Source organism: Helicobacter sp. 11S02629-2, assembly GCF_002272875.1.
Taxonomy (GTDB): domain Bacteria; phylum Campylobacterota; class Campylobacteria; order Campylobacterales; family Helicobacteraceae; genus Helicobacter_I.
The window spans coordinates 35,658-48,046 of sequence record NZ_MLAN01000009.1 but is presented as its reverse complement, the minus strand read 5'-3'; the positions used below and the strand labels follow the sequence as shown (position 1 = coordinate 48,046).

Sequence of the window (12,389 nt, the reverse complement as noted above, 5' to 3'; positions counted from 1 at the left end):
AGAATCTTTTTTCTATGATACTTTTGTATCTTATATAACGCAAATACTTTATTGTGTCATTTAAAGGAAGGGACTTAAAGTCCCTGATGTGGTAAGCAAATATTAAAAAAAGCTATTTGTTTATAAGTATCTCTTTTAAGACTTCATCTATGCTAGAAACTGGGACTATCTCTAAGTTATCTAAGACTTCTTTAGGGATCTCATCTAAGTCTTTTTCATAGTTCTTTTTTGGGATAAGTACTTTTTTAATGCCTGCTTTATGGGCAGCTATAAGTTTTTCTTTTAAGCCACCTATAGGTAGTACTTCTCCACTTAAAGTTAGCTCTCCAGTCATGGCTATATCTTGCCTTGCATCTTTTCCAAAAAGTATACTAGCTATAGCACTAGCCATAGTTATACCAGCACTTGGTCCATCTTTAGGTGTAGCACCTTCTGGCACGTGGAGATGTATATCTATGTTGTTAGTTTTAGACTTTTGAGAAGTTTCTTTTTCATCTTTAGATTCTAAAGTTTTAGCCTTTTTAGAACTTTTTTCTAACTCCATAGAATCTAACTTTGACTTTATAAGACTATAGGCTATCTGGGCACTTTCTTTCATGACATCTCCCAAGCTTCCAGTTAGCTTAAGATCACCTTTTCCGATAAGCTTTATAGCCTCTATAGTTAAGACATCCCCGCCAACACTAGTCCAAGCAAGGCCATTAACCACGCCTCTTTTTGGTTTAGGGTTAGTCTTTTGTATCTCAAAGACACTTTTTTTAAGATAGTTTGGTACGTCTTTGACACCTATAGTTATAGCAGTGGCTTTTTTTTCCAAAAGCTGAACTGCGACTTTTCGCATGATATTAGCGATACTTCTTCTTAGGTTTCTTACGCCTGCTTCTCTAGTATAGTTTTGGATGATAAGCTCTAAGGCGTCTTTTTGGATTTTCACTTCGCTAGGTTTTAGACCGTGCTTTTTTGTCTCTTGAGGGATAAGGTACTTTTTAGCTATCTCAAACTTTTCTTGAGGCGTGTAGCTAGATATCTGTATAAACTCCATCCTATCTCTTAGAGGCGCTGGTATAGCACTTATATCATTAGCAGTGGCGATAAAGACTACGCTTGAAAGGTCTATATTAAAGTTAGTGTAGTAGTCTCTAAAGCTTATGTTTTGCTCAGGGTCTAGCACTTCTAAAAGCACAGAAGTAGGATCACCTCTAACACCTCGCATAATCTTATCTATCTCATCTAAGACCATGACTGGATTCATACTCTTAGCATCTATTAGCCCTTGTACTATACGACCGGGCATAGATCCTAGGTAAGTTCGCCTATGACCTCTAAGCTCATTAACATCTTCTAGTCCACCTAAAGCTATCCTAACTAGTGGCCTTCCTATGGCTAGGGCTATGGAGTTTGCAAGACTTGTCTTTCCAACCCCCGGAGGCCCATAAAAGCAAAGTATGGTGCCTTTGTACTTAAAGTCATCACCTTTAGCTTCATCTTTTTTTAGCTCTTTGCTTTGTTGCTTAGTCTCTTTAGAATCTTTTTCTTTAGCCTCTTCTTCACTTCTTTTTTGTAAAAGCTCTTTTACTGCAAAGTACTCAACTATACGTTCTTTTGGCTCTTTTAAAGAGTAATGATCAGCATTTAGCTGCTTTTCTACGTTGCTTATACTTAGTTTTTTATGATTAAAAGTAGTAAATGGAATCTCAAGTACCCACTCTATATAGTTTTGAACTACGTTAGCATCTGAGCCATCTGGGTTCATACGAGAAAGTCTAGTGATTTGCTTTTTTATCTCTTTATACACATCTTCACTCATGCCACTTTTTAAAGCTTCAAGCTTTTTAAGATAGGCATCTATTTCTTCATCTTTTTGCTTATCAACGCCTAGTTCTTTTTGGATCTGCTTTAACTGCTCTCTTAAAAAGTACTCTTTGTTGACTTGGTCCATCTTAGTGTGGACTTTTGCTTTTATCTCGCGTTGGAGTTTTTGAGTTTCTATCTCTTCACTTACTAGCTGAGTTAAAAGCATAAGCCTTTCTTCTATGTCATCGCTAGCAAAGATTTGATAGCTTTGCTCTTTTTTGGGTCGTATGGCAGCACAGATAAGATCTATGGCTTTGTTTACATCTTCAGATTCTTCTATATTTCTAAGTAGGTCTGGTGAGATGACTTGAGAGATGTGGGCTAGGGCGTTTACTTTTTCAAAAAGGATGTTGCTCATAGCGTGGATTCGTGTAGGATCATAAGGCTTATAGCTCATACCTTGAACGTCAACTTTTTCCTTACTAGCATCGCTAAATCCTAAGAACTTCCCTCTTGAAAGTCCTTGAAAAAGTAGCTTTATCCTACCATCTTGGAGTATGGACTTGCGCATGATCCTGCCTATAACACCTACATCATAGAAGGGAAGCTCTTCAGCTTTAGGGTTGTTTTTCCCACAAACTACAAAGCAAAGCCCATCAGTTTCTGTGTCTTTTAAGCCTTTTATGCCACTTTTATCAATTACAAATATTGGAGTTATCATAAAAGGAAATATGAACATCTCATGCTCTATGATTAGTGGTAGCTTTTCTAAAATCTTAGAATCCATTTTTATCCTTTTACCAGTTTAATATCCATTTATACCAAGGAATCTTTGAAGGTTTAGCGTGGGCTTCTTTATTAAGCACATCATCTATCCTTTCATCATAAATAGCTACCGCTTTTGGTTTTTTTGCTTTTTTATAAACGCGGGCTATGGCTTTATTAAGCTCATTAGTCCCTAGTGTAAACTGTATCTCTATCTCTTGAACATAAGGTGTATATCTACTATTAGGATATCTATCAAAAAAGTCTTGCACTAAGGATAAAGTATCAGTCATAAAGGCTTGGTCTTTAGCAGAAGTTTTTATTGAAAGATATCTAGCTTTTAGTTTTAAAAAGGCTATGTAGTCAAAGTTGTTTGGATTCCCATAGCGTTTTGTGTACTCATTAAAGTAAAAATCTGATAGTAGATACTCGCTATTATACATATGAGCTTGTCCTAAAGCTAGCATAGCTTCTGGGAGTAAGGGAGAGTTTATATGCTCACTTTGCAAGGAAGTAAAGTTGTTATCAGCACTTTCTAAGTCTCCTACCCTGATGTTTTTAAAGATACCCGAGTACCAATAAGTCGCAGGTTGGTTAAAAGTAGTATTAGTCTTGCTAGCACAGGCTATAAAGAAAAAGCCAAGTGCAAAGATTAGCGTTTTAGGAGGTAGTAGTCTAAGTAGTTTACTTTTAGCTTTTAGGCTATTAGGCACGTTTGATTCTACGTAAGCTTTTATAGGTTTAAGAGTAGTTGACAAAAAGGACTCCAGTTCTTGAAAAATAATTCTAAATTATAGCAAATGACTTTCTTAAAAATTTAACTTAACCTTCTTTAAGTAGCTTATATAGATTCTTAGTGAGTAAAGTGAGTAAAGCTAGCTTTTTAGGCTTGAATGGGCTATAAATTTATATTTGTGTTATAATGACAAGATAGTGATTAAAGCAGTGCTTTTAAAAAGGCTTCATGCTTTAAGTCTTAAATGCAGCATAAGATATTTCTAGGGTAGTTGCTAATCAATCGTTCCTAAATGGAGAAGTGTAAATGGTTTTTGAAGTTAAGTCGCCAGTTTTAGGCTTCGAAAGTGTCAATAAGATGAAATTAGAAAAGATAGATGATGTTTTTATGCGCTTGACTAATGCAGAAGATTCTTCTCCGATATTCACTTTAGTAAATCCTTTTATGCTTAGAGAGTATGAGTTTGAAGTGCCAGCTTCTACTAAGATCTTACTTGATTTAGAACATAGTAAAAATATCCTAACCGCTAACATCATGGTTATACAAAACCCTATAGAAAACTCAACTATAAACTTTTTAGCCCCACTAGTTTTTAACTTTGACAACCTAACCATGGCTCAAATCGTACTTGATAGCTTTAGGTATCCAAACTATCAGTTAGCAGAGCCTATATCTGCTTACTACCCAAAAGATGAGAAGTAATAAAAACTTTACACAACTACTAGCTTTCATCTAGTAGTATGCATCTTATGACTACGCTTTATGTTTTTAATATGCCCTCTTACACTTTCTCTTGTCTGTACTTTTTTATCTTTACTTTTTTTTGCATTCCCCTTGTGTTTTAGTCTTTAATATAAAACTTAATAAAAATATGCCATATTTAAAACTTATAAAATACAAAAAGGCTAAGCATGGATACATTAGTAGTTATAGGCTATGGCAACATGGCAAAGGCAGTTTTAAGTGGAATCTTTAAAAGTGAAAAAAGTAGTTTTAGGCTGATAAGAGTAGTGGGTAGAGATCCGCAAAAGTTAAGGCCATGGGTGGAATCTAAGCTTTTAGAAAGTAGCAATAAAACTTCTAGTAAGCTTGAAATCTTATATGAGACTACTTATGAGGCAGATATCACAGGCTGTGATGTGCTGCTTGCTTGCAAGCCTTATAATCTAGATGTGTTTAAGTTTAAAGGCAAGGCTAATATCGTTTATAGTCTACTAGCTGGCATAAACTTTGCAACCTTAAGCAAGCACTTAAAGGCTATTAACTTGGTTAGAGTTATGCCTAATGTAGCGGCAAACTTTGGTCTATCTAGCTCTAGTGTGTGTATAGAAGATTCTAAGTGTGAGTATAAAGAGACTATAAAAGCTTTTATAGAGTGCTTTGGCAACTGTGTCTTTTTAGATAGTGAAGCTAAGCTTGATGCAAGCATAGCTACTAATGGCAGCACTCCTTCTATGCTAGCTATCATCGCCCAGGGGTTAATTGACGCTGGGGTCAATCAAGGCTTGCAAGTAAGTGATGCTAAGTCTTTAGTCGCTCAAAGCTTTTTAGGAGTAGCTAAGATGTTAGAAAACTACACTCCTAGAGAGATAGTTGATATGGTGACAAGTCCAGCGGGCACTACATCTGAGGCAAACTTATACTTGCAAGCTAAAGGCGTGCAAGGTCTAGTAAGTAAGGCTGGTATCAAGGCAGTATTAAGGGCTAAAGAGATAGCAAGAAGTAACGCTTAAAGCCTAAAGATGGAGTTAGTAGCCCTTGTTGGACCTAGTGGGAGTGGCAAAACTAAAGCTTCTATAAAGCTAGCAAAGATGTTAGATGCTAATATCTTTTCACTAGATTCTTTAAGCGTGTTTAAGTATGTTGATATAGCTTCAGCTAAGCCTACTTTAGAAGAAAGAGAAGGCATAAGGCACTTTGGCATAGATGTGCTTCCTCCAAGTAGCACTATTAATAACGCTGGTTTTTTTGCCACTCTTTTAGATAAAGCCTTGATGCAAAGTCTAAAGCAAGATAAGCCCTTAGTTATAGTTGGGGGTTCTAGCTTTTTTTTAAAAGCTATACTTTGCGGTCTTAGTCCATCCCCTAAACCAACAAAAGATTCCATAAAAGTTTATCAAGACCTAGAAAGCTACCCACTAGAGTATAAATACAAGCTTTTAAGCAAGCTAGATTATGCCTATATGCAAACGATAAGTCCGCAAGATACTTATAGGGTTAATAAAGCCTTAGAGCTTTACATCCACTCTCGCCTTACACCAAGTGAGTACTTTAAGAAACATCCTCCTAAAAAGTTTAAGCACAAAGTCCACACCTTTACTATGAGTGTAGAAAGAGAGGCACTAAAAGAAAAGATAAGGGCTAGGACTAAAGACATGATAGAAAGAGGGCTAGTTTATGAGGCAGAGTTTTTGTTAAAAAAATATGGCGAAAACATCTATCCTTTTAAAACTATAGGACTAAAAGAAAGCTTATCTTACCTAAAAGGAGAGTTAGACTTACAAGCTTTATGCACGCTTATAAGTGCTAATACTATAAAGCTTGCAAAAAGACAAAGCACTTTTAATAAAACTCAGTTTGATTCTAAACCTTTTAGCATAGAAGACGCACTTAAAGTATATAAAAAGTAAGAAGTTATTTTGTGAAAAAAGACTAGAGTTAGAATCTTCTAAGCCCTTTTATAGGCTTAAAAGTTTATGCACAATCAAAAAAGCTAAATTAAAAAGCAAGCTAAAGGCTAAGTCTTACTCTTCAAAAAGGTCAGTTGAAAGGTAGCGTTCACCCGTGTCATTTAGCGTAGTAAGTATGTTTTTACCCGGAAAGTCTTTAGCTAGCATACAGGCTGCTTGGATATTAGCTCCACTTGAGATTCCAGCTAGGATGCCTTCTTGCTTACCTAAAAGCCTTGCCATGTTGTAGGCTTCTTCATTAGTTACTTTTAAGATTCCATCATAGATGTGAGTGTTTAGATTATCAGGGATAAAGCCAGTACCTATACCTTGAATCTTGTGTGGGCTTGGTGTGCCTCCACTTAGAACTGGGCTAAGACTTGGTTCCATAGCAAAGATTTTAATGTTTGCATTATGTGCTTTTAGCACTTCGCCAACACCACTTAGTGTCCCACCTGTGCCTACTCCTGCTACAAAGACGTCTAAAGTAGTGCTTCCAAAAGCATCTATTATCTCTTCTGCGGTTGTTTCTCTATGGGCTTGAGGGTTAGCTTTGTTGCTGAACTGATTAACTATTATGGAATCTTTAATAGCTATGTTTAGCTCTTCAGCCTTAGCTATAGCACCTTTCATACCAAGCTCTGGAGGAGTTAACTCTAAAGTGGCACCAAGTGCTTTCATAAGCTTGCGTCTTTCAACTGTCATAGATGAAGGTATACATATAACTAGCTTTAAGCTTAGGGCTGCACACACACTTGCAAGTCCAACTCCAGTGTTACCAGAAGTAGCTTCTATGATGGTTGTAGTTGGTCTTATGCTGCCATTATCCATGCCAGCTTTTATCATAGCGTAGGCTATCCTATCTTTGATAGAGCTATTAGGGTTCATAAACTCGCATTTTGCAAAGATGTTTGCACCATATTGCTTACTAAAAGTTTGTAGCTTTACTATAGGTGTGTGTCCTATAAGCTCTGTTACATTTTGTGCTATTTTCATTTTAGTCCTTTTTATCTACGTATGTCTTGGGATTATTATATAAATGAGATAAAATATACCTTAATCTTAGCTTAAGTAATTAATGCTAAAGATTTTTATCCCAAAACTACCTAGGGCTATATATAAGGAGAATTGATGAGTGATTTTATAAAGAACTATAAGTTAATGGAAGAAGAAAGGGCAAAGGAGGGAGTGCCACCTTTAGCATTAGACGTTAAGCAAACTATAGATGTGCTTAAGATACTACTAGATTCTAAAAGTAGTAAAGAAGATGCTAGCTTTGCTAAGGAGCTTTTAATACATAGAGTAAATCCGGGAGTTGATGATAGCGCTAAGCTAAAAGCTGAGTTTTTTGGGCAAGTACTAAGCGGGCATGCTTGTGAGTTTGTAAGTAAGGAAGAAGCAGTTAAGTATCTTGGCACCATGCTAGGAGGCTATAACGTTCCTTACCTTATAGAAGCTTTGTCTAATAAAGATGCAAAAGTAGCAAGTATCGCGGCAGATTCTTTAAAACACACTTTACTTGTTCATAACGCCTTTGAAGATATAGCAAAGCTAAGTGAGACTAACCCTCTAGCCAAAGATGTCATAAAGTCTTGGGCTGATGCTGAGTGGTTTTTAAACCGCAAAAAGCTTGATGATGAGATGAATTTCATAGTATTAAAGATTGATGGTGAGACTAATACTGATGACTTAAGCCCAGCAAGCGATGCCTTTACAAGAAGTGATATACCACTTCACGCAAAAGCCATGCTTAAAAACAGAGTGCCAAACTATGAAAAAAGACTAGCTGATATCAAGTCTAAAGGCTATAAAGTAGCTTATGTTGGTGATGTTGTAGGGACTGGAAGCTCTAGAAAGTCAGCAGCTAACTCTATCATGTGGCACTTTGGAGAAGAGATACCTTATATACCTAATAAAAAAGGTGGTGGTATCGTTATAGGTGGTGTTATAGCGCCTATCTTTTTTGCAACTTGTGAAGATAGTGGCTGCCTACCGATAATCGCTGATGTAAGCAAGCTTAAAGAAGATGACATCATAACCGTAAAGCCTTATGAAGGTAAGATTCTAAAAAATGGCGAAGTAGTAAGCACTTTTACCCTAGAGCCTAACACTATGATAGATGAGATGAGGGCAGGAGGTCGTATACCACTTATAGTAGGTAGAGGTTTAACTAATAGAGCTAGGAAGTTTTTAGGACTAGGAGAAAGTGACGTCTTTACAAAGGCTACTTCTCCAAAGGCTGCTACTAAAGGCTTTAGTCTAGCACAAAAGATGGTTGGGCTTGCTTGTGGAGTAGAAGGTGTAGTGCCGGGGACTTACTGTGAGCCAAAAGTTACAACAGTAGGAAGCCAAGATACAACTGGCGCCATGACTAGAGATGAGATAAAAGAGTTAGCAAGCTTAAAGTTTAGTGCTGACTTTGTTATGCAAAGCTTTTGCCATACAGCAGCTTACCCAAAACTAGCTGATGTTAGCTTGCAAGCTACTTTACCAGACTTCATGACAAGTCGTGGTGGAGTTGCTTTAAGACCAAAAGATGGAGTTATACACTCTTGGCTTAATCGCTTCTGCTTGCCTGATACTGTAGGAACTGGTGGAGATTCTCATACTAGATTCCCAATAGGTATAAGTTTCCCTGCAGGAAGTGGACTAGTGGCATTTGCTGCAGTTACTGCCTCTATGCCGCTAAATATGCCAGAATCTGTATTGGTTAGATTTAAAGGTAAGCTTAATCCGGGCATAACTTTAAGAGATCTAGTAAACGCTATACCTTACTACGCTATCAAACAAGGGCTTTTAACAGTGCCTAAGCAAAATAAGAAAAATATCTTTAATGGCAGAATCTTAGAGATAGAAGGCTTAGAAGATATAAAAGTAGAGCAAGCTTTTGAGCTAAGTGATGCTAGTGCTGAAAGAAGTGCTGCAGCTTGTACAGTCGCTTTAAATAAAGAGCCAATAATTGAATACCTTAAATCAAACATCACTCTAATTGAAGGTATGATAAAAGATGGCTATGAAGATGCTGAGACCTTAAAAAGAAGAGCTAAAAGGATGGAAGAGTGGATAGCTAATCCTAAACTTTTAAAAGCGGATAAGGATGCAAGTTATGCCGCAGTTATAGAGATAGATATAGCTGATATAAAAGAGCCAATCCTAGCTTGTCCAAATGACCCTGATGATGTTGCTACTTTAAGTGAGATACTAGCTGATAGTAAAAGACCACATAAGATAGATGAAGTATTTATCGGTAGTTGTATGACTAATATTGGTCATTTTAGGGCTTTTGCTGAGATAGTAAAAGGAAGCCCTGCAAGTCCTACTAGGGTTTGGCTAGTGCCTCCTACTAAGATGGATCAAAAAGAGCTTAGCCAAGAAGGCTTTTTCTCTATCTTTGGTGCAGATGGTGCTAGGATAGAAGTACCGGGCTGCAGCCTTTGCATGGGGAATCAAGCCCGTGTTAGAGACAACGCAGTAGTTTTTTCAACCTCTACTCGTAACTTTGACAACAGGATGGGTAAAGGTGCACAAGTCTATCTAGGAAGTGCGGAGTTAGGTGCGGTTTGTTCCTTGCTTGGTCGCTTGCCTACGCCAGAAGAATATATGGATATAGCTGCTAAAAAACTAGAAGGTAAAAAAGATAAGATTTATAGATATCTAAACTTTAATCTAATGGAAGATTTTAGATTATAGTTTTTATAAAGCAGCCTTAAGATTCTCTAGTCTTGCATAAAGCAGGGCTAGGGATGACCTCTCTTTTTTATATATGGTTTTAAAAGGGTGAGTGCTTAGGTCTAGCAAGAAGCATTAGCCCTTGTTTGTGCATTTTACATATCAAGATAGAATCTAGCTTAATGTGATAATCTTAAAAGCACGCCTAAGTCCCCCTTAACTTTCTAGGTTTGATAACATCTTTTATACTTTGAAGCTTTGTTTTCTTGCTTCTTTATGCTTTGCTTATACTATGTCAAATGTGATTAAAATGCATTTATTAAATGAAATAACACACAGATTGCATTAAATCTCAAAATGCATATCCTTAAGATATCACTACGCCCTTAGTTAACTCCTTCATAAAGCAAGCTTTTATAGTCTTCACAAGCTTGCAAGCTTCCAGCTTGACATTTAGTTTTTAGCCCTTTTAGTATGGAGAGTTTTTCTTCTTGACTGGCTTTGTCCCACTTTATTTTTAGCAAACTAGGGTTTTTAGAATCTTCTTTTATCTTTGTCTCTAAAGGTGTAGGTGAAGTTACCTTTACTTCTTTTACTTCTTTAGTCGCTGTGTCTTTTACTTTATTTTTTTTAGCAGATTCTGTTATAGCATAGTGTTGATAGAGATAAAAAATGATAGCAGCTATAGGTATGATGATAAAGTCTGCCTTTCTTAGGCGGAGTCTAAAGCGTCTTTTGGGTTTGTTATCTCGCTCCACTTTTTAGCATCCTTTCTAAAGTCTTAAATATCAAGATATAAAATCTAAGCTAGATGTTTAAAAGTCTACTCAGGACTTATCTTTTGAAGTTTATAGTCTTTATCTAGCTCGATATCAAGCATATCACTATCTTCTAAAAGTATGCTTGATTTTTCTTCTACTGGGAAGAATCTATGAAGTATTATCTCATTATTATCCCGCCAGCTAGATTCTGTAGTGATCTTTGCTTGCAGCAACTCTCCTTCTAAGCCTGTAGCTAGGGTAGCGTTTTCTATCCTATCGTTTTGCAGCTTTATAGCAGTGTCTCTTTGCAAGTGGACTTGTTTTAAAAGGGCAGCATAGTACTGAAGCATCTTTTTTACTTCGGAATCTAGTGGAGTTGCCTCAGCCTTGCTTTTAGCTATTAGTGGTTTTAGTGTTTCTATAACTGGTTTTAGTTTTCTAGCTTTTAGTATTAAAGACTTACAGTAAGCAACACGTGATTTGATGTGTTCTTTTAAAAGGGTGTCTTTTGCTAGTATGCCTAAAAAGTGGGGCTTTAGCTCGATATTAGCCATGATGTTAAACTCTAGTTTATTTTCTACGCCATCTATTAGCTTTAAGTGTACATCTTCTGAGAAGTAGATATTACAGTTATTTCTTAGTCTTGATACTACTACTCTTTTTGCTACGACCTTCCCGCCATTAAGTTGTAAGATGTTGGCATCTTGTGCATAGATTCTTCCAAGTTCAAGATACTCTACATTTGCCTCATTTTTCGCATAAAGAGTTCCTTTGTGTATGTTTATAAAGGCTTCGTTTGCATATATGATAGAGCTTTGATGGGTTTGACCTTTTATGTTTAGGTTGTTTGCTTTTATGATGGTGTTTTCCCCGACATTTCCAGTTATGTTAACTACGTCAGCTTCTATGATGGCGTTAGTTTGCAAGGCATCTTTTGAGTTATCACTACACTCCACATCTACTTCTATACCCTTTTCTAAGCCGCCAAGTATGCTTCCAGTTTTATTGCTAACTGTGTCAAAGGTTGCTATAGAGATTATCTTAAGGTTATCTTGGTAGTCAACTATGCCTTTAGTCTTTGCTTTATAGATTATTTTTTTATCATTTTCTTCTTTGTCTATGTTTTCATCTATGTTTGGTGGGCTTATAGAAGAGATATCTTTATCTTTAGATTCTCTTTCATAGATGGATTGCATGTTTATGTACTCGCCTGTTAGATTGCGTCCATTAATGATTTCATCATCTTTTAAAAAGATGGCTATCTCTTCGCCTTCATTGGCAGCATAGAGTGCATTTTCTATGATTTCAGTGTGATTTTTTTTAACCCAAGCTTCCTCTAAAAGATTGATAAGGCCTCTAGTTTTATAACTAGCCTTGCTTTTTAGTATCTCAACGCTAAGGGCTTTAGTTAAAACTATGTTTTCTGAGAAGTCATTTAGTATATGCACTAGGACTGCTTTTAGAATCTTGGAGTTATGCAAAATCACATTTTGTTCTACTAGCTTTGCTAAAACACAGTCTATAAACTGCATCTTGTAAACTTCAGTGTTATCTATAAAAAGTCCTTCTTTTAACGTAAGTGTTGCTACTAGGTTATTTCTATCTATCCTTACATCTAGGGCATTAAAGTCATACTCTTTAGGAGTTATCTCTACATCATACTTTTGATATATCTCTTTATCTGAGTTTTCATACTCACTATCAAAATATCCAGCAGGCACTGGCATGTCATTAGTAAAAAAAGTTCTTATAGAACTTATGTGGATGTTACAATTTTGCAGGTTGATATCTGTGCTTTTGCTAAAACTACTTAGATCCTTCTCCCAGTTTATTATGCTAAGTTTTTTCTTAGAGAAGAAGTCCATATTAAAGCTCCTATTATGTTGTTTGTTGGTCACCTTGACCAGTTAAAGATATGTGAAAAGAATACGTATTTATACAAAAAGTAAACTTACTCTTAAATAATATAGCTATAGAAAGTAAGTATTTCATGCA

At 36.3% G+C, this 12,389-nt stretch carries 9 protein-coding genes; 4 read left to right on the top strand and 5 right to left on the bottom strand.

Going from position 1 to position 12,389, the window contains the following annotated elements; genetic code table 11:
• Nucleotides 1-112: 112 nt before the first annotated feature.
• Both lon and bamD read right to left on the bottom strand, forming a co-directional pair.
• Nucleotides 113-2,581 carry an endopeptidase La gene (lon, locus tag BKH40_RS06420; protein ID WP_095277950.1) on the bottom strand — a complete coding sequence of 823 codons (2,469 nt, stop codon included), beginning with the start codon at nt 2,579-2,581 and terminating at the stop codon, nt 113-115.
• Between the two features lie 10 nt (nt 2,582-2,591).
• Nucleotides 2,592-3,212 carry an outer membrane protein assembly factor BamD gene (bamD, locus tag BKH40_RS06415; RefSeq protein WP_095277983.1) on the bottom strand — a complete coding sequence of 207 codons (621 nt, stop codon included), beginning with the start codon at nt 3,210-3,212 and terminating at the stop codon, nt 2,592-2,594.
• Between the two features lie 389 nt (nt 3,213-3,601).
• Here bamD and fliW point away from each other — a divergent pair, with 389 nt between their 5' ends.
• From fliW to miaA, 3 genes are all read left to right on the top strand, one after another.
• Complete coding sequence (gene fliW, locus BKH40_RS06410) at nt 3,602-3,997, top strand: flagellar assembly protein FliW (RefSeq protein ID WP_095277948.1); 396 nt, start codon at nt 3,602-3,604, stop codon at nt 3,995-3,997.
• A 209-nt stretch (nt 3,998-4,206) separates the two neighbouring features.
• The gene (locus BKH40_RS06405; protein WP_095277946.1) at nt 4,207-5,028 is read left to right on the top strand and encodes a pyrroline-5-carboxylate reductase; all 822 of its coding nucleotides are present in this window, start codon (nt 4,207-4,209) and stop codon (nt 5,026-5,028) included.
• A gap of 9 nt (nt 5,029-5,037) precedes the next feature.
• Nucleotides 5,038-5,925 (top strand): tRNA (adenosine(37)-N6)-dimethylallyltransferase MiaA, encoded by an 888-nt coding sequence (gene miaA / locus BKH40_RS06400; RefSeq protein WP_095277944.1) that lies wholly within the window; start codon nt 5,038-5,040, stop codon nt 5,923-5,925.
• 114 nt (nt 5,926-6,039) lie between these two features.
• Here miaA and cysK read toward each other — a convergent pair whose 3' ends face one another.
• Nucleotides 6,040-6,960, bottom strand: coding sequence for a cysteine synthase A (gene cysK / locus BKH40_RS06395; protein WP_095277942.1), 921 nt, complete (start codon nt 6,958-6,960; stop codon nt 6,040-6,042).
• A 135-nt stretch (nt 6,961-7,095) separates the two neighbouring features.
• Here cysK and acnB point away from each other — a divergent pair, with 135 nt between their 5' ends.
• Nucleotides 7,096-9,654, top strand: a complete 2,559-nt coding sequence (acnB, locus tag BKH40_RS06390; RefSeq protein ID WP_095277941.1) for a bifunctional aconitate hydratase 2/2-methylisocitrate dehydratase — start codon at nt 7,096-7,098, stop codon at nt 9,652-9,654.
• Between the two features lie 365 nt (nt 9,655-10,019).
• Here the strand turns inward: acnB and BKH40_RS06385 are convergent, their stop codons facing one another.
• Both BKH40_RS06385 and BKH40_RS06380 read right to left on the bottom strand, forming a co-directional pair.
• Nucleotides 10,020-10,391 (bottom strand): hypothetical protein, encoded by a 372-nt coding sequence (locus tag BKH40_RS06385; protein WP_095277939.1) that lies wholly within the window; start codon nt 10,389-10,391, stop codon nt 10,020-10,022.
• A 65-nt stretch (nt 10,392-10,456) separates the two neighbouring features.
• Nucleotides 10,457-12,259 carry a hypothetical protein gene (locus BKH40_RS06380; protein WP_095277937.1) on the bottom strand — a complete coding sequence of 601 codons (1,803 nt, stop codon included), beginning with the start codon at nt 12,257-12,259 and terminating at the stop codon, nt 10,457-10,459.
• Nucleotides 12,260-12,389 lie beyond the last annotated feature (130 nt).